Raw genomic sequence first — 21,321 nt, 5'->3', positions numbered from 1 at the left:
ACGGTACGGTAATGGAGGATCGCATGATGATGACGGAAGAACGCCTGCGCGAACTTTACGGCGAGCCGACCCCGAGGGCGGCCGTAAAGGTCATCCATTCACTGGATGAGCATTGCCGCTCTCTTATCGCCAACTCGACCTTCCTCGTCCTGGCAACGTCTGACGGCAAGGACCTCGATGCCTCGCCCAAGGGCGACCCGGCCGGGTTCGTCGTGGTCGAGGACGACACGCACCTGCTGCTGCCCGACAGGCCCGGCAACAACCGCGTGGACGGCATGTTGAACCTGCTGCGCCATCCCAAGGTGGCGCTGCTGTTCATGATCCCGACCGTGACCGAGACGCTGCGCGTGAACGGGACGGCGACGATCCACGAAGACGCGGAGCTGTGCGAGCGCTGCGCGCTGAACGGGCGAAGCCCGAAGACTGTCCTGCGGATCGAGGTGGAAGAGGTGTTCCTGCATTGCGGCAAGGCGCCGATGCGGGCCGGGCTGTGGAAGCCGGAGACGTGGCCGACAGAGCGCCCCGTCCCGACGCTGAACGAGATCATCCGCGACCACGGCAAGATCGATGTAGGCGCCACGGATCAGGAGAGCGTCGAGGCGCACTACCGCAACACGCTCTACTGAGACGCGTCAGCGCCGGGCGAAAAGCTTTTCGAGGTCAGCGAGGCTGAGGGTCACGAAGGTCGGGCGGCCGTGATTGCACTGGCTGGCGTTGGGCGTCGCCTCGATATCGCGCAGCAGCGCGTTCATCTCCTCCGGGCGGAGGCGACGGCCGGCGCGCACCGAGCCGTAGCAGGCCATGGTGGCCGCCACGTGGTTCAGCCGCTCCTCCAGCCGCGTGGAAGCGTCCATCTCGGCGAGATCGTCGGCGATATCCTTGACCAGCCCGGCGATGTTGCCCTTGCTCAGCATGGCCGGCACCTCGCGCACGCAGACGGAGCCGGGGCCGAAATCCTCCACCACCAGTCCGAGCCGTTCGAGGTCGCCGGCACGGTCAAGCAGGCGCTGCGCGTCTGACGGGTCGAGGTCGACGACTTCCGGCACCAGCAGTGCCTGGCGGGCGACGCCATCGCGGGCGAGGCTCTCCTTCATGCGCTCGTAGACGAGACGCTCGTGGGCGGCGTGCTGGTCGACGATCACCACGCCGTCGCGCGTCTGCGCCACGATATAGGTTTCGTGAAACTGCGCGCGCGCGGCACCCAGCGGGCGCGACAGGTCGGCCTCGACCGGCTCTGTGGCATCGGCCCGCGCATCCGCCGAGGGTGCAAAGAGACCAGCCAGTGACGACCGCTGATCGGGCGTCATGGGCGGAGCTTGTGCCGGAGTGGTTGGCGACTGCTCCCAGCCGTGCGACGGCTCGCCAAAGCCTGCAAAGCTGCCGGTGACCGGCGCATGGGCCTGGGTTTGGGCCGACGAGGCCCCTGCTGCCAGCGCCATGGCCGCGAGGCGTTCGCCCATGTCCTGCGCGGCGGTCTGCGGCGCGGCATCGGCGAACGTGCGCCGCAGGGCAGAGACCACCAGCCCGCGCACGAGGCCGGGATCGCGGAAGCGCACTTCCGCCTTGGCCGGATGGACGTTCACATCCACCTCGCGCGGCGACAGCGACACGAACAGGCACACGAAGGGGAAGCGGTCGCGGGCCATGACATCCATGTAGCCCGCCCGGATCGCGGAGATGAGCTGTCGGTCGCGCACGGGGCGGCCATTCACGAACAGGAACTGCCAACGCGCGGACCCCTTGTGATAGGTCGGCAGGCCCGCAAGGCCGGTGATGCGGACCCCTTCGCGCTCGGCGTCGATGGCAACGGAATTGTCGGCAAACTCCGCCCCCAGCACGCGGGCGATGCGGGCGGCAAGATCCGGCTCGGCCTGCGGCGGTGCATCGAGCAACGTGCGCCCATCGGACGACAGCGAGAAGCCGATGCCGGGATGCGCCAGCGCAAGGCGGCGCACGACATCCGCCACGGCCTGCGTCTCGGCAGTCACGCTTTTCAGGAATTTCAGCCGCGCGGGAATGGAGGCAAAGAGGTCGCGCACCTCGACCACCGTGCCGCAGGTGAGGGCGGCGGGCTTGGGGCCACTCTTGCGGCCGTTGTCGATCTGGATCGTGTTGGCGTCGGCACCGCTGGTGCGCGAGGTGATCGTCAGCCGCGACACAGACCCAATGGAAGGGAGCGCCTCGCCGCGAAAGCCCAGCGTCTCGATTTCCAGCAGGTCGTCGCTGCCGAGCTTGGAGGTGGCGTGACGCTCAACAGCAAGTTCGATGTCGCCCTCGCCCATGCCGCAGCCATCATCGATGATGCGGATGAGGCTGCGCCCGCCATCGGCAATGGCGATGTCGATGCGGCTCGCGCCGGAATCCAGCGCATTCTCCACCAGTTCCTTCACCGCGCTTGCAGGCCGTTCCACCACCTCGCCTGCGGCGATGCGGTCGACCAGTGTATCGGGAAGGCGGCGGACAGCCATCGTCAGCCCGCCTTGACCTTGGCGAGATATTCCTTGGCCAGCACCTTGCCCTCTTCAACGGCGGGCTGGTCGAAGGCATCGACCCGCAGGAGCTTTGCGGCGAGGATCGTCTCCAGCATGAAGTGCATCATCAGCGCACCGATGGCCTTCGCATCCACTGTTTCCAGCGTGATGCGGCGCACCAGCCGGGTGCCCTTGACCAGCGTATCCGCCGTGGCGCGCTGCTGCGACCACACGAAGTCGCCCACGGTGCGGCCTGCCGCATCGAAGCCGACCGCATCGGCCTGCGCCTGGCTGAACCGTGCGCCCTTGCCGGCGCATTTCACCATCACGAACGTCACCAGCTTGTCGTTCGGGCCATCGAGATAGAGCTGCAACTGCGAGTGCTGGTCGACCGGGCCAACGGCTGCCACCGGCGTCATGCCGCGGCCGCGCTTGCCGAGGCTTTCGGCCCAGAGCTGCACCCACCAGCGGGTGAAGCGCTCCAGCCTGTCGGAATAGGCCATCAGCACGTTGACCGGCGCGCGGTTGGTGCGCGCCAGCGCCACCGCGACACTTGCGCCGACGGCGGGGGCGTAGTCGCGCGGGGATGCGCCATCCAGCGCCGGCTGCAGCACGGCGGCAGCACCCTCGCGCACGGCCTTCGGATCAAGCCCCATCAGGGCTGCGGGCACGAGGCCGACATTGGAGAGCGCCGCGTAGCGCCCGCCGAGGCCGAGAACGTGCTCGTCCACCGTCGCGTCGTATTCGCCGAGCAGCGTGCGCAGCGCGTTCTTGCCGCCTTCTTCAATGGGCTCGGAGAGGCCGCGCATATGGTCGGCAACGGCGAGGTCCGCCGCCTTGAGCGCCTCGATGGCGACCGTGGTCTGGATCAGGGTTTCGCCGGTGCCGCCAGACTTGGAGACGGAGAGAAACTTCGTCTTGTCTAGCGGCAGGGCGGCAAGTGCCGCGTCCAGCGTCAGCGGGTCGAGATTGTCGAGAAAGTGCAGTTCGGGCTTCGCCGCCGGGATGCCCGGCAGGTGCCAGCCGGCAACCTGCGCCAGCGCCTGCCCGCCGAGGCTGGAGCCGCCGGTACCCAAGACCACCACATGGTCGGTGCCGTCTCGCAGCCAGTCCGCCGTTGCGGCGATGGCCTCGAAATCATCATCCTTGGCGGGAACGTCGAGCAGCGGCAGCGCGTGCTCGGCAGCGGTCTCGCGCAGCCATGCGATCGCGTCCTCGGCCTGCTTCAGCGTCCGGTCGAGGGCTTCCTGCGACAGGCCGGGCGGGCCGATCGTGTCGTCCATGACGCCCGAAATATCATGTTTGAAAGGGTACGAAATCTTCCCTGCCCTCCGTCTGTGCCCCAGCCGGGCAAAAGGAAAGCCGCAACGCCTTGCCGCGCGCGGCTTTCCGTCTGTTTCAGACGTTAGACAATTTACCGATTCGCTGCATCAGCCACCGGATTTGATGGTCGGGCGGCCAACGGCGACAAAGAACAGGTCGCCATTGCCGAGCAGGCGTGTTGCGGCGCGCTGCACGTCTTCCATCGTCACGGCCTCGATCATGTCGTTGCGCTTGTCGAAATAGTCGGCGCCAAGCTCTTCCAGCTGGAGCTGGACGAGCTGGCCGGCGATCTTGTCGCCGGTGTCGAAGCGCAGGGCATAGGAGCCCTTGAGAAAGGCCTTGGCCTGGGCAAGTTCGTCTTCGGTCGGGCCATCCTCCACCATGCGCGCGACTTCCGAGCGCACGAGGTCAACGGCCTCCTGCGCGCGTTCCGCGCCGGTGCCGAGCCCGCCGACGAACAGGCCGGCATGGTCGAGCGGGTAGAGATAGGAATAGACCGAGTAGACCAGCCCGCGCTTTTCACGCACTTCCTCGTAAAGGCGCGAGGAGAACGAGCCGCCGCCGAGGATGTGGTTCAGCACGTAGGCGGGGATGAAATCCGGGTCGTCACGCAGCAAGCCGGGGCGACCGAACTGGATGGAGGTCTGCGGCACGTCGAGTTCGGCAAGCTGCAGGAAGGCATTGTCCGGCAGCACGGCATCGGGGATCGGCTTCAGCTGCGCATTGTGCGGCAGGCCGCCGAAGACGCTGTCGATCTTCTCGGCCAGCGTGTCCTTGTCGATGGCGCCCACGACACCGACGACGAGGTTGTCGCGGGCGAAGTTGCGGTCGCGGAAAGCGCGCAGGTCCTCAACGCTGATCGCGCCGACACTCGCCAGCGTCCCGTCGACCGGCTGGCCATAGGGGTGGTTGCCGAAGACGGCATTGCCCCATGTGCGTGACAGGATCGTGCCGGGGTCCGTTTCCTCGTCGCGCAGGCCGCTGAGCAGCTGTTCGCGCATCCGCTGGAAGGCATCATCGTCGAAGCGCGGCTCGTTGATCGCCAGCCGCAGCATCTCGAAGGCCTCGTCACGGGTTTCCACCAGCGTGCGGAACTCGCCGTAATAGGCGTCGCGCCCGGCATTGAAGCTCATTCGCATGGCGAGCAGTTCTTCGCGCTCCTGGAATTCGCGGGCATCCAGCGTGCCGGCGCCCTCATCCATCATCACGGTCAGGAAGTTCGACACGCCGGGCTTGCCGGACGGGTCCTGGGCCGCGCCGCCACGCCAGGCGAAATTGACGGTGATGAGCGGGACGGTGTTTTCCTCGACCAGCCAGACCTGGATACCGCCGGGGGTCTGGAAGCGCTGGATCTCGACGGCTTGCGCGGGGAGCGCCAGCAGGCCGCCTGCCAGCACTGTGGCAAGGGCGAATGTACGCATGAGCGTTGTGGGCAGGTTCATTCGGAACTCCGCTTGTTCGATGCGCCGGTCAGGACCGGCTGGCTGCGGGAGCCGGCACGAGATAGCCGGTCGCGGCGCTGTTCTTGTCGAGATACTTGCGGCCGACGGCGAGGATCTCCTCGGCGGTAACGGCGCGGATGCGGTCGGGCCAGCCGAGCACGCGCTCGACGCTGCCACCTGTCGTGAGTGCGACGCCGAAGACACGCGCCAGCGACTGCTGGCTGTCCTGCGCATAGACGCTGGAGGCAATGACCGAGCGCTTTACGCGCTTCAGCGTCTCCTCGTCGATCTCGCTGTCGAGGAAGGCCGCAATCTCGCTGTCGATGGAGGCTTCCAGCTTTTCCAGCGACACGCCGGGGACCGGCGTTGCGTAGATCATCATCTCGCTGTCATCGAGGGCCGACCCGCGATAGTAGCCGCCCACCGACGTTGCGATCTTCTCTTCCACGACGAGGCGCTGGTAGAGCACGCTCGTCGACCCGCCGGCCAGCAGGTCGGCGAAGAGGTCGAGGGCTTCCGGCTCGGCATCGAGACCGCGATCCAGCGCGGTGGTGGAACTCGGCACCACGTAGGTCCGCGTCAGCGCCGGCTGTTTCACCAGCGGGCTTTCCAGCCGCACCATTCGGTGGCCGCGATGCTCCGGCTCTTCCGGGCGTTCGCGGGCGGGCGGCTCGGCGCGGCGCTCCAGCTTGCCATAGGTCTCCCTGGCGAGTTGCAGCACTTCCTGCGCATCGACGTCACCGGCGACGATCAGGATCGCGTTGTTGGGCGTGTAATAGCGGTCGTAATAGGAGATCGCGTCATCGAGGGTCAGGTCCTCGATCTCGTTCATCCACCCGATGACCGGACGGCCATAAGGATGCTCGAACCAGAGCGCGGCCGACAGCGCCTCGCCAAGCTGGGCGCTGGGGCTGTTGTCGATGCGGCTCTTGCGCTCCTCGATGACCACGTTGCGCTCCGGCGCGACCACATTCTCGGTCAGGACGAGGTTTTCCATCCGGTCGGCCTCAAGGCGCATCATTTCTGGCAGATGCTCCTTGGAGACGCGCTGGAAATACGCAGTGTAGTCGGACGAGGTGAAGGCGTTCTCCTGCCCGCCGACGGAGGCGACGAACTTGGAGAAGGCCCCATTCGGATTGTCAGGCGTGCCCTTGAACATGAGGTGTTCGAGGAAGTGGGCGATCCCTGCGCGACCTATCGGCTCGTCCGCGGCACCAACCTTGTACCAGACCATGTGGGTGACGACCGGCGCGCGCCGGTCCGGGATGACGACGACTTCCATGCCGTTGTCGAGGGTGAAGGTTTCGACGTCCGCCACGAAAGCCTGTGCGCTGCGCGGGCTGAGCGCTGCGATGGCAAGAAGCATGACGGGCAAGGCGGCGCGCAGCCACCGGAGAGTGGGGGAGATGTATCTCATCAGACCGGGATCATTCTCGCTGCTGGGAAGAACACGCACAGCAGCATACAGGCGGCCACGAAGGCCCGCCAATGAAGGATCGGTAATGTTGATGTGAGGCGCTTGGCCGCGCAGGGGTGGCTCGGTTGCCCCGCGAGCGGGACCCAGATGCCGCCCGGGCGGGGTCTTAGAAGCCGAGGCGCTGGAAGATGCCGCGGCGCGGCTTGCTGGCTTCCGCTTCCTGCGACTCGGTGACCACCTGGCCGTTGTCGTCGGCGACCGCCTTGCGGTAGCCGGACGGCGGCTCGGTCAGCTTGCGGCGCTCCGGCTCGGCGGTCAGATCCGGCTCCTTGCGCTTGCCACGACGAAGCTGGAACGGCGACAGGATGCCGACCGAACGGACTTCGTTGCCGCTGAGAGCGGTACTGGAGCCGCCCTCGGGGCCGGACCCGGTGTCACGCGCCCACTGGTCGAGTTCATTTCGCGACAGGGCGCGGGTGCGGTCTTCGGTGGCGGCCTGCTTGCGCAGGTATTCCACGCGTTCTTCTTCCTGCTTGGCGCGGCGCTCGTCCGGGTCATCCGGCCACTGCTCGCCAAGAGCAAGTTCTTCCTTCGGGGTCTGCAGTTCGTTCTGCGGCGGCATCACCAGCGGCGAACGCGGATCGTAGTCGATGCGCGGCTGCGGGCGCGGGCGCAGGCCGATTGCGACCATCGGGTCGCCCCGCATGACGGAGCGGTCACGCTGGAAGCTGGCGACCTCGGAGCCGCTGGAACAGGCGGTGGCAGCCAGCGCAAAAACGCTGACCGCTCCGGCGAGCGCAATGCGATGCGCGGCGCGGACGCGTCCGATTCGAACTTCTCGCTGAATGCTCATGTCCCGTACCCGTTGCCAGTGCAAACAACACCGGCTCTGACGCTCAACGCGGTCCAACCGGACCATGTGCGCTTGCGTACTGACCCCAAACGTAGCGGCTGTCTAGTGCCGGAGTTTGGCGCGAATGTGTCCGGCAGCGCGATTGCGGCGGCATAGCCGCCTCGCAAAACTCACGTCTTGCCGTAGTCCCCGAAGACCGAGTCATACAGCAGGAGCAGCACCCCGGCAACGATCGCGGCATCGGCAAGGTTAAACACGTACCACGAGAAGCCACCCCAGAAGAGATGCGCGAAATCGGCCACTGCTCCATAGAGGATGCGGTCGAGGCCGTTGGCAAGAGCGCCGCCAATGATGAGCGCAATGGCCGTAACGAGCCGCGCGGTCTCGACGCGCGCCGCCCACAGCCACAAGGCGACGGCAGCAATGAGCGAGAGAACCACCAGCCCCCAGCGGGCCAGTTCGCCGTAATCCTGCAGCATCCCGTAGGAAATGCCGGGGTTCCAGACCATCGTCAGGTCGAAAAACGGCAGCAGCGGGATCGTACCGCGCCGGGGCAGGTCGAGACCGAACAGCACCCACGTCTTCAGCGCCTGGTCGAGCACGAAGACCACCACCACGATCCACGCGGCGAGGCGCGATTGCGCGCCCCACCAGCGTGATTGCGTCTCGTGTGTGGCCTGCTGCTCCACCAGTGTCAGCCGCCGAGGTTCGCTTCGGCGCGTTCGTGCATCGCCTTGGCGTCGCGCGCGCTGATGTCGGGGAAGTCGGGATCGGTGCCGATGTCGCCAGTGATCTTCCACGAGCGGGCGCACTTGCGCCCTTGCGCGCGCGCGAAGACGACCGAGACGCCGTCGACCTCGTCCAGACGGAAGGCATCCGCCGGTCCCTCGCCCGCGATCATCTCGATGTCTGAGGTGATGCAGATATCGGCCATGTCGACGCTCTGGACTGCGGCCCAGAGATTGGCGTCGGCAACATGGACCTTCGGCGCGGCTTCAAGGCTCGAGCCGATGGTCTTGGCGGCACGCTCAAGCTCCAACGCGCCGGTGACGACACGGCGCACGGTGCGCACCTTGCGCCACTTGGCGGCGAGGTCCTCGTTCTTCCAGTCCGGATTGGCGCGGTGCATGAGCTCGAAATGGACCGAACCGGTTTCCGACGGGTGCCGCGACAGCCATGCCTCTTCCATGGTGAAGGGAAGCAGCGGGGCCAGCCACGTGCACATGCAGTCGAAGACCTTGTCGAGCACCGTCAGGCAGGCTCGGCGGCGCGTGGACGAGATCGGGTCGCAGTAGAGCGCGTCCTTGCGCACGTCGAAATAGAAGGCCGACAGCTCAAGGATCGAGAAGTTGAACAGCGCCTGCGTGATGCGACGGAAATCGAATGCGCGGTAGGCGTCCTGAACCACCGTGTCGAGTTCCGTCAGCCGGTGCAGCACGTAGCGCTCCAGCTCCGGCATGTCGGCGAAATCGACGTCCTCCTCGGGCTTGTGGTGCGCGAGGTTGCCCAGCATCCAGCGCATGGTGTTGCGCAGCTTGCGGTAGGAATCGACGTTCGACTTGACGATTTCCGGCCCGATGCGCTGGTCGTCGGCATAGTCGGTCGTGGACACCCACATGCGCAGGATGTCGGCGCCATACTGCTTCACGATGTCCTGCGGCGCGGTGACGTTGCCGAGCGACTTCGACATCTTGCGGCCTTCCTCGTCCATGGTGAAGCCATGGGTGATGACCGCGTCATAGGGCGCGCGCCCGCGCGTGCCGCAGCTTTCCAGCAGCGAGGAATGGAACCAGCCGCGATGCTGGTCGGTGCCTTCGAGGTAGACGTCGGCGGGCCACTTCATGTCGTCGCGCTCTTCCAGCACGAAGGCATGGGTCGAACCGGATTCGAACCACACGTCGAGAATGTCGTCGACCTTCTCCCAGTCGTCCGGGTTGGCGACGAGGCCATCGAGGAAGCGCTCCTTCGCGCCATCCTTGAACCAGGCGTCCGCGCCTTCCGCCGTGAAGGTGTCGACGATGCGCTTGCCCAGTTCTTCCGACCCGTTGAAGCCCGCATTGGGGATGACTTCGCCGCTCTGCTTGTTGACGAACACGCTGATCGGCACGCCCCAGGCGCGCTGACGCGAGATGACCCAATCCGGGCGCTGCTCGATCATGGCGTTGAGGCGCGTCTTGCCGCCGCCCGGAACGAAGCGCGTGTCGGAGATCGCCTTCAGCGCGCGGTCGCGCAGGGTGCCGGTGACGCCGTCCATCGCCTCGAAATCGGCATCCATCGCGATGAACCATTGCGGCGTGTTGCGGAAGATGACCGGCTTCTTGGAGCGCCAGGAGTGCGGATAGGTGTGCTTCAGGCGGCCACGCGCGAACAGGCGGTCCGCCTCGATCAGCGCCTTGATGACGACCTCGTTGGCCTTGCCCTTGTCGCCCTTGTCGGTGATGACCTGCTCGCCTTCGAAGCCCGGCGCGTCGGAGGTGAAGGCACCGTCCGCGCCGACCGTGTAGGGGATCGTGGTGTCGATGCCGCGCGCTTCCAGATCGCGCTTGGCGTCCATCCAGGCTTCAAAGTCCTCTCGGCCGTGGCCGGGGGCGGTGTGCACGAATCCGGTACCGGCATCGTCGGTCACGTGGTCGCCTTCCAGCAGCGGCACGTCGAACTCGTAACCCTTGCCGCGCAGCGGGTGGGCGCAGGTAACGGAGGCAAGCTCGTCGGCGGTCACGTCGCGGACGCGGTTGAACGTCAGCTTGGCCTTCTCGAAGCACTCGGCGGCGAGCGTGTCGGCAAAGACCAGCTTTTCGCCAGCCTGCGGGCCGAAGTCGTTTTCCGAGCCGGTCACTTCATACAGGCCGTAGCCGACGCGCTTGGAATAGCAGATCGCCCGGTTGCCCGGCATGGTCCACGGCGTCGTCGTCCAGATGACGATGAAGGCATCCGAAAGGTCCTGTGGCCCGGCAACGACCGGGAATTTCACCCACACGGTATCGGACTGGTAGTCCTGGTACTCGACCTCGGCTTCCGCCAGCGCGGTGCGTTCCACCACCGACCACATCACCGGCTTGGAGCCGCGATAGAGCAGCCCGTTCAAGGCGAACTTCATCAGCTCACCGGCGATCAGTGCCTCGGAGCGCAGGTCCATGGTCGCGTAGCGCTTGTCCCAATCGCCCTCGACGCCGAGCCGCTTGAACTCTTCCGCCTGCACGTCCATCCAGTGCTGGGCGAAGGCGCGGCATTCGGCGCGGAATTCGTTGATCGGCACCGCGTCCTTGTCCTTGCCCTTGGCGCGGTACTGTTCCTCGACCTTCCACTCGATCGGCAGGCCGTGGCAGTCCCAGCCCGGCACGTAGTGGCTGTTGTAGCCAAGCATCTGGAAGGAGCGGGAGATGATGTCCTTCAGGATCTTGTTGAGCGCGTGGCCGATATGCAGGTTGCCATTCGCATAGGGCGGGCCGTCGTGAAGGATGAACTTCTCGCGGTCCTTCGACTGCTCACGCAGCTTGCCGAACACGTCGAGCTTCTCCCAGCGCGCAAGCCATTCCGGCTCGGCCTTGGGCAGCCCGGCACGCATCGGGAATTCGGTCGCGGGAAGGAACAGGGTCTTTGAATAGTCGCGCTGGCTGTCAGCCGCAGCGTTGTCGGTCTCAGTCGTCATCGGGATCCGCCGTTTGGTGGGGTTCTGAATTTCTGCTGGAGAAACACACGGTTGCCGGTCTTTTCCGGCATCCATGCGGGATCGTTCCCGGCCCCGGCCGGTTCAGGCCGTGACCGGGCCGATAATTCGCAGGGAATTCAGGCCCGTCAGCAACATGGGCGCCGTTCTATCAGGGGTTCGGGGCCGGATAAAGCCCGTGGGCGCTCAAGCCGCAGCTTCGCGCTTGGCGCGGCGAGAAAGCTGTTCCTCGCGCCACGAGACGTAAAGGCCCGAGGCGATGATGAGCACGATGCCAGTCACGGTCCAGATGTCGGGAATATCGCCGAACGCGACCCAGCCAACGATGGCTGCGGAAAACATCTCAAGGTAGCCGATGGGGGCCATGGCAGAAGCCGGGGCACGTTCCAGTGCCTTAATGACCAGGAAATGGCCGGACGTGGCGACCACGCCAATGCCGACGAAGTGAACCCAATGCTCCGCACGCAGCGGGCGGAAGGCGAGCGCCTCGAACCCCAGCGCCTGCGCCACGACCAGAACGATTGCCAGAAACAGCGCGCCGAAGGCGGCCGTCTGGAAATTCGTGGACCATGCATCGGCCCGGCCCGCCAGCTGGCGCGTCACAATCATGTAGGAGGCAAAGCACGCCGCGGCGCAGAGCGGCAGCACGGCTGCGATGCCGAAGATTCCGGAACCGGGGCGAATGACGATCATTGCGCCAGCAAACCCGCACAGCACCGCGCCCCAGCGGCGGATGCCGACCTGCTCGCGCAGCAGCAGCGCGGAAATGGCAGTGACGAGCAGTGGCGACACGAAGAAGATCGCCAGCGCATCGGCCAGCGGCATGTGGTTGAGGGCGCCGAAGAAGAAGCACGTCGCGCCGCCGATCAGCATGCCGCGCATCGCCTGCAGGCCGAAGGGGCTGGGCTTCAGCGCGCCAAGGCCCACGAACCACAACGCCAGCGGCAATGTGAAGACGATCTGCGCAATGAAACGCATCATGCCGATCTGGATCGGGCCGTAGGCGGCGCCGAGATATTTCGCCAGAGCGTCCATGATCGGCAGCAGGCTGACACCGATCGCCATGAGCACGATGCCGCCGCCGGCGCGGTTGTGCGCCATTGTCGGGACGGGCGCGACGGGGGCCGGATTGACGGGAACGCGGCGGCGCATCGCGGTCAGGCCAGTTTCAGGTCGCGCAGGGCGCGGGCCATGGCGAAATCGGACACGGGATCATCGGACTTGAGCCTGGCGACAATGTCGCGCGCGGCATCGGCATCGGCATCCATCTGGCGGACGAGGTCGTCGACGCTGTCGAACTTCGCCTCGCCGCGCAGAAACGCGAGCGGGGTGACAGCGATGGTCTTGCCGTAGAGATCGCCGGAGAAGTCAAAAAAGTAACTCTCGAAGAGCGGCGCGCCGTTGTCGAATTGCGGGCGCACGCCGAAGCTCGCGACGCCGCCGACATGTTCGCCGTCGATGAGCGCGCGCACGGCATAGACGCCCTGCCGCAGCCCGCAATCTTTCTCCAGCGCCATGTTGGCGGTCGGGTAGCCGAGGTCGCGGCCACGCTTCTCGCCATGTACCACCTCGGCCTCGAAGAACCACCGGTAGCCAAGCACGTTGGCGGCTGCGTCAATATCGCCCTCGCCCAGTTGCTTGCGCACCGCGCTGGATGAAAAGACGAGATCGCCCGCCCCTTCCGGCCCGACGGCGATGACCTCGAATTTCTTGGCAAGGCCGAAGTCGCGCAGCATGGCGACATCGCCTTCGCGGCCCTTGCCGAAGCGGAAATCCTGGCCCACCACCACGGCGGACACGTCGAGCAACCCGACCAGCAGGTCATCGACGAACTGCTCGGCTGTCTTGGCGGCGAAGTCACGGTCGAAGCCCGCGATGACAACTCCGTCGACGCCGGCGGCCTGAAGCAGCTTCAGCTTCACCGGCTCCGGCGCGAGACGGAAGAGAGCGCTATCTGGCTGGAAGACGGTGCGCGGGTGCGGCTCGAAGGTCATGACGCCGCAGGCGGCCTCGTTGGCCTTGGCGAATTCGCAGGCCTTCGCGATCACAGCCTGGTGGCCGCGATGGACGCCGTCGAAATTGCCGATGGCAATAGCGCCGCCAGCCAGCTTGCCGGCATATTGCCCGTCGCGGACAACGTGAAGCGGTTCGGCAGGCTGCATGCTGGCCCTTGAATGCGGCGGCGATGGAGCGCGGCGGCTTGAGCGCGGCGCGCTGCGCGTGTGACTGCGGTGACGCGGCCCTGAATATCAGGCCGGCTTGTTCTTGCTAGGAACCAGCACGGTCGCCTCCCCGTCAAGTACGGTCTTGGCATCGACGACGCATTCGCAGGCGAGCTGCACGCGATTTTTCTCCGCGTCGAGTTCCTTCACTTCGACATAGGCCCGGATCACGTCACCGATGCGAACGGGCGCGCGAAAATGCAAAGACTGTTCCAGGTAGATCGCGCCCGGCCCCGGCAGCTTGGTACCAAGCAGCGCGGAAATGAGGCTCGCGGTATACAGGCCGTGGGCAATGCGCCCGCGAAACGGGGTGCGGGCGGCAAAGTGATCGGACAGGTGGACGGGGTTGGTGTCGCCGGACAACTGGGCAAAGCCGACCACGTCATTGGACATGACCGTCTTCAGCAGGTCCGCGGACATGCCGACCTCCAGATCCTCGAAGTAATAGCCAAGTCCCGTTGGTCGCGCCGTCATGCCCCAAGCCCTTCAATCTTTACCGTTGGTTCACGCTAAGCACACGCATCCGGCTTGATCCATAAGGCTTTGGGCCTAGCGGCCGCAGGAAGCCTTGCGGGTTAACCTTTTTTTCGCTCGTGGCCCCTAAGACTTGCCCCTGATGTTTGTACACGGCTTGCCCTGTAACGCCCTGGGGGGTTTTGGCGGGGGTGCCTCTTCAACGGAGCAAGATATGGCTGTTGATCTCACGATGCCGATCCTCGTCGTCGACGATTACAAGACGATGATCCGGATCATCCGGAACCTGCTGAAGCAGCTTGGCTTCAACGACGTGGACGAAGCGTCCGACGGCACCGAAGCACTGCAGAAGATGCAGGGCCGCAAGTACGGCCTGGTCATCTCCGACTGGAACATGGAGCCGATGACCGGCTACGAACTGCTGAAGAACGTGCGCGGCGACGAAAAGCTGAACCGCACGCCCTTCATCATGGTCACGGCCGAGTCCAAGACCGAAAACGTCATCGCCGCCAAGAAGGCCGGCGTGAACAACTACATCGTGAAACCGTTCAACGCTGCGACGCTCAAAGCCAAGATCGACGCCGTTTTCGGCGAATAAGGCGGAACGGACAGGATGGGGCTCCCCAAGGACGCACGCCAGTCGCCCGCGCTCGATAGTGACATCGGGCGCCGGCTGGAAGCCGCCATGCGCGCATGCGACGAAGCCGCGCGCACGGTGCTCTCACAGATTGCCGAAGATATCTCTTCGCTTCATGCCGACCTGCAGGAGCTGGCTCCCCAGGAAATCACCGGTCAGCGAATTCCCGCTGCGGGTGAGGAACTGGAAGCCGTTGTTGCTGCAACCGAATCCGCCACGCACGAGATCATGCAGGCTGCCGAAGTCCTACTGGAATCCTGCGCGGAAGCGGACGGTGAATTTGCCAAGAAGGTCGAGGACAGCGCCACGCGCATCTTCGAGGCCTGCACATTCCAGGACATCACCGGCCAGCGCATCGGCAAGGTCATCAAGACGCTGAAGCTGATCGAGGATCGCCTGAACGCATCCGGCATCGTCCGGCTTGCAGAAGCCATCGGCGCGGAACGCGCCAAGGTGACGGGTGCTGTCTCCGACGATCCGCCGCTCGAAGGCCCTGCCCTTCGCGAGGCAGACGGCCTGAAGCAGACAGATATCGACAGCCTGCTCGACGAATTGTTCTGATCGCCAGCGGCCGTCAGGCCCAGCGCAGAATTTCCATCGCGTAATCCGGTCGCGCGCCTGCGGTTTCCGCAAGGCGCGCGATTGCGTTTTCATCGAGCGTTCCGTCCGCCAGCACGTCTCCGGCATGGATGCCCTGCGCGATGAAGAGCGTGGCCGCGCCTGCGGCATTCCCGCCAACGATATCGGTGCGCAGCGCATCCCCGATGGCAAGCGCACGCGAGGGATCGACAGCCTCACCGCAAATGTCCTTCGCGGCCTCGAACACCCGCTCGTAGACCGGCGCGCGCGGCTTGCCCGCCCACAACACGTCTCCGCCTGCCTGCTCGTAGCGCTCGGCAATGGCACCAGCGCAGTAGATCAGCTGGTCACCACGCTCGACCACAAGATCCGGGTTGGCGCAAACCATGCGCAGGTTGCGCGCGCGCATGCGCTCGATGAGTTCGTCGTAGTCTTCGGGCGTCTCGGTCTCGTCGTCGAACAGGCCGGTATTCAAAACGATGTCGGCTGCTTCCGGCACGCCCAGTTGCAGGTCGAGGCCTTCCAGCACGCCACGGTCCCGGTCAGGGCCGAGGTGATAGACGATGGCGGCGCCTGCATCGCGGATCGCCTCGCGCGCCAGATCGCCGGAGGTGACGATCGCATCGCGGGTGTCGAGGGGAACGTCAAGCTGGCGCAACATGTCGGCGACCGCCTCGTTGGGACGCGGCGCATTCGTCAGCAGGACAACCGTGCCGCCTTCGGCCCGGAAGCGTTGCAGCGCCTCGCAGGCCAGCGGCCAGGCGCGCAGACCGTTGTGGACGACGCCCCACACGTCACAGATCAACAGGTCGTATCGCCCGGCGATCGCGCCAAGGCCTTGGGGGAAAGCGGTCATGGAAAACGTCTCGAAATAACGAAAACCGGCGCGTGCGCGCCGAGGGATGAACTACTGGGCCGCCTGCATCGGCGTGCGCTCCTGCATGACGTCGGCCTTTACCGGGCGCGGTGGCGAGAACAGGTTGCCTTGCGCATATCGCACGTCATAGTCGATCAGGTCGACCACTTCGCTTTCGCGCTCGATGCGGCAGGCGATCAGGTCAATTCCGGACCGCGCCAGCAGGTCCGACAGGTCGGCTGGGTGAATGTCTGAGGCATAGCCACCATTGGCCTGAAGCAGCAGGCCTGAATCCGCCTTCACGAAGCGCACCCGGCGCTCCGACAGCCCGCGCCCGTCGATGGCGAGCCGCTGGACGTGATCGACGGAGAAGCGGAAGCCAAGCTCGGCAAGCTGCTCCAGCGTCGCCTGCTCGACCGGCCCCATGGTGTCGAATTCCTTCTGGGTGAACTCGAAGATGATCGAACCGGCCAGCGCCTTGTTGTGCTCGGCGAACTCCGCGTAGCGCGTGGAGAAGCGTTCGTCGTGCAAGGTCGTCTGCGAGACGTTGAGGAACAGGCCGACTTCGCGGTTCTTGCCGGAGAGGCGGCGCACCACCTGCACCGAACGCACGAAGACGGTGAAGTCGATGGCCGGCATCAGGTTCAGCAGGCGCGCAGTGGCGAGATAGTCCTCGGTCAGCATCAGGTCGCCGTCGTCAGTGCGTAGCCGCGCCAGCGCCTCGTAGTAGCGCACCTTGCGCTGGGGCAGCGTCACGATCGGCTGTAGATGCACCTCGATGCGCCCGGCCTCGACGGCCTCGCGCACCAGCGACTTCATTTCCTCGTCCGACGTTCCGGCAAAGGCTGCGGAGCGCGTCGGGGCTTTCGCCTTGGACTTGTCGACCACCGGGCGGGTCGCCTCGGCGATGTCGCGGTCAACGGCATCGGCCGTGTCGGCGGCAATGTCTGCGGGGGTGCGCTGGGTGACGGAGACCATCGTCAGCTGGTCCGACACGCGGGACAGTTCCTCGACGACCGGGGTCAGGCGTTCCTGCAAGGTGTCGTCGATGCGATGGGCCATCGCGACCTCGAGGTCGGCAATGCGCAGGCTCAGGCTCTCGATCTCGCGCAGCACCTTGCCGGAGGCGCCGCCGATATCGTCGATGCGGTTGGTTAGGGTGGAAGCATCCTTGCTGCGGGTCGCCATCAACTGGACGACGACGAGCACGAGGAAGACGCCGACGCCGATCCATGCGGCCTCGACCATGCCAAGGCCGGCGGAGGTATAAAGCACAGCCGAAAGCGATGCAGCGATGACGACTATCGACATGGCGACAAGCCAGGGCATGAACCGTGCCATGTTGGTGTCCCGAACCCCACCTGAATTGCCGGCGCTGCTGGCAAGAGCGTGCGCCGCGAATCGAGCCTCAGCCGCAATCTAGCGCACTTGGCTGCCGGACTGCACCCGCGCCACGAGTAAACCACGGCAGTCACAAGTGGAACAGGCGGTAACGAAAAACGCGTCAGGATGCGGCTCAGACAACCGTTTCTTTACCCTGTTTGGTCATTCTTTCAAAAGCACAACGCGAAAAGCCCGGAATTCAGCGGGTTGCGCATAATCGAGAGAAAGATCGCGGATGATTTCCGCTTCGCAAGCGAAAAATATGCGCCTCGCGCTGGTGACACTGGACCCGGCTATGGAACGCTGGATCGAGGCTGCCACCGCGCCTGCCTCAATCGACCTCATGACCGTGCGCCCGGCCGATATCGCCATGTTGCCGCGCCTGGAGGCCGATATCGTCCTCGTTCAGATCGAGGCCGGGCGTGAACGCGACCTGTTGCTGCTTGAAAAACTCGTCGAGCTCGGCACCAGCCCGGTGGCGCTTGCAGCGGGCGGATCGGTGAACCTTGCCGTTGATGCCATGCGCCGCGGCGCGAGCGACTTCATTCTCCAGCCCGCCAAGGCCGACACCCTCGTCCAGCGCCTGTTCAAGCGCCTCGGCGACAAGCCGAAAACCGTCCCGGCGGCGCGCAACCAGGCGGCACGTCCTGCCAGCGCCAGCGGCGAGATGCGCAATCCCTTCATCGGCGGCGCCCCGGGCATGGTCTCCCTCTACAAGCAGATCGCCCGCATCGCGCCGTCCAGCGCACCGGCCTTCATCACCGGCGAAAGCGGCACCGGCAAGGAACTGTGCGCCAGTGCCCTGCATGAAAATTCCGGCCGCGACCCGGAGCGGTTCGTCGCCATCAACTGTGCCGCCATCCCGCACGAACTGATGGAGAGCGAACTTTTCGGCCACGTGCGCGGTGCGTTTACCGGCGCCGGCGACGACAAGCCCGGCGCCATGCAGCTGGCCGACGGCGGCACGCTGTTCCTCGACGAAATTTGCGAGATGGACCTCTCGCTGCAGGCCAAGCTGCTGCGCGCGCTGCAAACCCGCGCGGTGAGACGGGTCGGCGCGACGGCGGACGAAGCCGTCAACGTGCGCATCGTGTGCGCCACGAACCGCAACCCGGAAACCGAGATGCGCGACGGGCGCTTCCGGCCGGACCTGTTCTACCGGCTGCACGTGCTGCCGCTGCACATTCCGCCGCTGCGCGAACGCGGCGACGACATCCTCACACTGGCGCGCGCCTTCCTGACGCGTTTTGCGCAAGAGGAAAACCGGCACTTCTCGGGCTTCTCGCCCCAGGCGGAACGGTTCCTGGCCTCCTACGACTGGCCCGGCAACGTGCGCCAGCTGGAAAACCTCGTGCACCGCATCGTCGTCATGCATGACGGGGAGACCGTGGCCGAGGACATGATCCCGCTGGCACTCGCCCATACCGGTGAAGGTGTTGCGGCATCGGCCCCTGCCCTGTATGACGCCACCCGCGCCGAACTTTCGCCCTTGCGGGTGGTCGGCGGATACGGCGGCGGACCGGCAAGCGGCCACATGCCGCAAATGGCATCGGACCCCATCGAGCCGTTCTGGATGCAGGAAAAGCGCATCATAGAACAGGCGCTCGAAGCCTGCGGCGGGCACGTGGGGCAGGCAGCAGCCGCGCTCGGAATCAGCGCCTCGACCATCTATCGCAAGAAGATGGCATGGGACGGCGAACCGGCGCTGAGCGCCTGACAACCGGCAGCGGACCGCCGTTTTAAGGCGCGTGACGCGTTAACCGGCCCGATCTTTTCCGATTGCAATCCCTTGACAGTTTGCGGCACCGATCTTACATCGGCGACCAGCTGTTAGCACTCACCTCAAGAGAGTGCTAATCAGTCTTCTCATCCGATTTCGGCTTATTTGACAGTTTCAGAGGAGACGTCTCCCATGCACTTCCGTCCCCTGCATGACCGCGTGGTGGTCAAGCGCACCGACGAAGACACCAAGACCGCCGGCGGCATCATCATTCCCGACACCGCCAAGGAAAAGCCCCAGCAGGGCGAAGTCGTGGCCGTCGGCCCGGGCGATCGTGACGAAAAGGGCGAGCGCATCGCACTCGACGTCAAGGTCGGCGACATCATCCTGTTCGGCAAGTGGTCGGGCACCGAGGTGAAGCTCGACGGTACCGAATTTCTCATCATGAAAGAGTCCGACATCATGGGTGTCGTTGAGGCGAAGAAGTCCGGCAAGAAGAAAGCCGCCTGACGCCACGCGACGAACAGCGCGGCGCATCAGCCGCCGCCTGACACGATTACGCGAACTTTCAAGTTGCGGAACACGCCGGCACATCCCTGATGGCCGCCAGCCGAAACCGCAAGTAACGCACGGAGACCAGTAACATGGCTGCGAAAGAAGTTAAATTCTCAACCGACGCGCGCGACCGCATGCTGCGCGGCGTCGACATCCTCGCCAACGCCGTCAAGGTGACGCTCGGCCCGAAGGGTCGTAACGTTGTCATCGACAAGTCGTTCGGCGCACCGCGCACCACCAAGGACGGCGTCACCGTCGCCAAGGAAATCGAGCTTGAAGACAAGTTCGAGAACATGGGCGCGCAGATGCTGCGCGAGGTTGCCTCCAAGACCAACGACATCGCCGGTGACGGCACCACGTCGGCAACCGTCCTGGCCCAGTCCATCGTCAAGGAAGGTGCCAAGGCCGTTGCCGCCGGCATGAACCCGATGGACCTGAAGCGTGGCGTCGATCTCGCCGTTGCCGAGGTCGTGGCCGAAATCCAGAAGAAGTCCACCAAGATCAAGACCTCCGAGGAAGTCGCGCAGGTCGGCACCATCTCCGCCAATGGCGAGAAGGAAATCGGCGACATGATCGCCAAGGCGATGCAGAAGGTCGGCAACGACGGCGTCATCACGGTTGAAGAAGCCAAGACCGCCGAGACCGAGCTGGAAGTCGTCGAAGGCATGCAGTTCGACCGCGGCTACCTGTCGCCGTACTTCATCACCAACGCCGACAAGATGATCTGCGAGCTGGAAGACCCGTACATCCTGCTGCACGAGAAGAAGCTCTCGAACCTGCAGGCCATGCTTCCGGTGCTCGAGTCCGTCGTGCAGTCCTCGCGCCCGCTGCTCATCATCGCAGAAGACGTCGAAGGCGAAGCGCTGGCGACCCTCGTCGTCAACAAGCTGCGCGGTGGCCTGAAGGTCGCTGCCGTCAAGGCTCCGGGCTTCGGCGATCGCCGCAAGGCCATGCTCGAAGACATCGCTGTCCTGACCGGCGGCACTGTCGTTTCCGAAGATCTCGGCATCAAGCTTGAGAGCGTCACGCTCGACATGCTCGGCCGCGCCAAGAAGGTGCAGATCACCAAGGAAGAGACCACGCTCGTCGACGGCAATGGTGCCAAGAAAGACATCGAAGGCCGCGTCGGCCAGATCCGTGCGCAGATCGAAGAGACCTCTTCGGACTACGACCGCGAGAAGCTGCAGGAACGCCTGGCGAAGCTCGCCGGCGGTGTTGCGGTCATCCGCGTGGGTGGCGTCACCGAGATCGAAGTGAAGGAAAAGAAGGACCGCGTCGACGATGCGCTGAACGCCACGCGTGCAGCCGTTGAAGAAGGTGTGGTTCCCGGCGGCGGCATCGCGCTGCTGCGTGCCTCCACCCAGATCAAGTCGAAGGGCGCCAACGAAGACCAGGAAGCCGGCATCAACATCGTTCGCCGTGCCCTGCAGGCTCCGATCCGCCAGATCGCCGAAAACGCCGGTGACGAAGGCTCCGTGGTCGTTGGCAAGGTTCTCGCAGAGAACAAGGCCAACTACGGCTACAACGCCCAGACCAGCGAATATGGCGACATGATCAAGATGGGCATCATCGACCCGGCGAAGGTCGTTCGCACTGCCCTTCAGGACGCAGCTTCGGTTGCCGGCCTGCTCATCACCACCGAGGCGATGGTTGCAGAGGTGCCGAAGAAGGATGGCGGCGCTCCGTCTATGCCGGGCGGTGGCATGGGTGGCATGGACTTCT

The 21,321-nt window shown here is 65.1% G+C and carries 18 protein-coding genes; 6 read left to right on the top strand and 12 right to left on the bottom strand.

Annotated features, from left to right (window positions below; all coding sequences use genetic code 11):
• The first annotated feature begins 23 nt into the window (after positions 1-23).
• A complete protein-coding gene (locus ACKTEK_RS01740) occupies positions 24-626 on the top strand; it encodes a pyridoxamine 5'-phosphate oxidase family protein (protein ID WP_409163516.1) in 603 nt (200 codons plus the stop codon).
• Between the two features lie 6 nt (positions 627-632).
• Here the strand turns inward: ACKTEK_RS01740 and mutL are convergent, their stop codons facing one another.
• From mutL to ACKTEK_RS01690, 10 genes are all read right to left on the bottom strand, one after another.
• Complete coding sequence (gene mutL, locus ACKTEK_RS01735; RefSeq protein ID WP_409163515.1) at positions 633-2,468, bottom strand: DNA mismatch repair endonuclease MutL; 1,836 nt, start codon at positions 2,466-2,468, stop codon at positions 633-635.
• A gap of 2 nt (positions 2,469-2,470) precedes the next feature.
• Positions 2,471-3,754, bottom strand: a complete 1,284-nt coding sequence (locus tag ACKTEK_RS01730) for a glucose-6-phosphate isomerase (RefSeq protein WP_409163514.1) — start codon at positions 3,752-3,754, stop codon at positions 2,471-2,473.
• A 147-nt stretch (positions 3,755-3,901) separates the two neighbouring features.
• Positions 3,902-5,236, bottom strand: a complete 1,335-nt coding sequence (locus tag ACKTEK_RS01725) for a M16 family metallopeptidase (RefSeq protein WP_409163513.1) — start codon at positions 5,234-5,236, stop codon at positions 3,902-3,904.
• Between the two features lie 28 nt (positions 5,237-5,264).
• Positions 5,265-6,653 (bottom strand): M16 family metallopeptidase, encoded by a 1,389-nt coding sequence (locus tag ACKTEK_RS01720; RefSeq protein WP_409163512.1) that lies wholly within the window; start codon positions 6,651-6,653, stop codon positions 5,265-5,267.
• A 166-nt stretch (positions 6,654-6,819) separates the two neighbouring features.
• Positions 6,820-7,506: a hypothetical protein gene (locus ACKTEK_RS01715; protein WP_409163511.1), complete on the bottom strand. Its 687-nt coding sequence runs from the start codon at positions 7,504-7,506 to the stop codon at positions 6,820-6,822.
• 170 nt (positions 7,507-7,676) lie between these two features.
• Complete coding sequence (lspA, locus tag ACKTEK_RS01710) at positions 7,677-8,195, bottom strand: signal peptidase II (protein ID WP_409163510.1); 519 nt, start codon at positions 8,193-8,195, stop codon at positions 7,677-7,679.
• A 5-nt stretch (positions 8,196-8,200) separates the two neighbouring features.
• Positions 8,201-11,155, bottom strand: coding sequence for an isoleucine--tRNA ligase (ileS, locus tag ACKTEK_RS01705; protein WP_409163509.1), 2,955 nt, complete (start codon positions 11,153-11,155; stop codon positions 8,201-8,203).
• 204 nt (positions 11,156-11,359) lie between these two features.
• Positions 11,360-12,325: a DMT family transporter gene (locus tag ACKTEK_RS01700; protein ID WP_409163508.1), complete on the bottom strand. Its 966-nt coding sequence runs from the start codon at positions 12,323-12,325 to the stop codon at positions 11,360-11,362.
• Positions 12,326-12,330: 5 nt separating this feature from the next.
• Positions 12,331-13,335: a bifunctional riboflavin kinase/FAD synthetase gene (locus ACKTEK_RS01695; protein ID WP_409163507.1), complete on the bottom strand. Its 1,005-nt coding sequence runs from the start codon at positions 13,333-13,335 to the stop codon at positions 12,331-12,333.
• Positions 13,336-13,422: 87 nt separating this feature from the next.
• Positions 13,423-13,869, bottom strand: coding sequence for a MaoC family dehydratase (locus tag ACKTEK_RS01690; protein WP_409163506.1), 447 nt, complete (start codon positions 13,867-13,869; stop codon positions 13,423-13,425).
• A 214-nt stretch (positions 13,870-14,083) separates the two neighbouring features.
• On the opposite strand from ACKTEK_RS01690, the gene ACKTEK_RS01685 reads away from it, so the two are divergent.
• Both ACKTEK_RS01685 and ACKTEK_RS01680 read left to right on the top strand, forming a co-directional pair.
• Positions 14,084-14,467 carry a response regulator gene (locus tag ACKTEK_RS01685; protein ID WP_409163505.1) on the top strand — a complete coding sequence of 128 codons (384 nt, stop codon included), beginning with the start codon at positions 14,084-14,086 and terminating at the stop codon, positions 14,465-14,467.
• Between the two features lie 15 nt (positions 14,468-14,482).
• Complete coding sequence (locus tag ACKTEK_RS01680; RefSeq protein WP_409163504.1) at positions 14,483-15,067, top strand: protein phosphatase CheZ; 585 nt, start codon at positions 14,483-14,485, stop codon at positions 15,065-15,067.
• Between the two features lie 13 nt (positions 15,068-15,080).
• Here ACKTEK_RS01680 and ACKTEK_RS01675 read toward each other — a convergent pair whose 3' ends face one another.
• Positions 15,081-15,941 carry a TIGR01459 family HAD-type hydrolase gene (locus tag ACKTEK_RS01675; RefSeq protein WP_409163503.1) on the bottom strand — a complete coding sequence of 287 codons (861 nt, stop codon included), beginning with the start codon at positions 15,939-15,941 and terminating at the stop codon, positions 15,081-15,083.
• 51 nt (positions 15,942-15,992) lie between these two features.
• The gene (locus tag ACKTEK_RS01670; RefSeq protein ID WP_409163502.1) at positions 15,993-17,282 is read right to left on the bottom strand and encodes an EAL domain-containing protein; all 1,290 of its coding nucleotides are present in this window, start codon (positions 17,280-17,282) and stop codon (positions 15,993-15,995) included.
• Positions 17,283-17,586: 304 nt separating this feature from the next.
• On the opposite strand from ACKTEK_RS01670, the gene ACKTEK_RS01665 reads away from it, so the two are divergent.
• From ACKTEK_RS01665 to groL, 3 genes are all read left to right on the top strand, one after another.
• Entirely contained in the window at positions 17,587-19,041 is a 1,455-nt protein-coding gene (locus ACKTEK_RS01665) for a sigma-54 dependent transcriptional regulator (protein ID WP_409163501.1), read from the top strand.
• Positions 19,042-19,236: 195 nt separating this feature from the next.
• Positions 19,237-19,554 (top strand): co-chaperone GroES, encoded by a 318-nt coding sequence (groES, locus tag ACKTEK_RS01660; RefSeq protein WP_409163500.1) that lies wholly within the window; start codon positions 19,237-19,239, stop codon positions 19,552-19,554.
• A 134-nt stretch (positions 19,555-19,688) separates the two neighbouring features.
• Positions 19,689-21,321: chaperonin GroEL (groL, locus tag ACKTEK_RS01655; RefSeq protein WP_409163499.1), on the top strand; the 1,633-nt coding region annotated here is incomplete at its 3' end.

This window comes from Tepidamorphus sp. 3E244 (assembly GCF_046159835.1).
Lineage (GTDB): Bacteria > Pseudomonadota > Alphaproteobacteria > Rhizobiales > Tepidamorphaceae > JACKJK01.
This window is presented reverse-complemented; position numbering and strand designations above follow the sequence as displayed.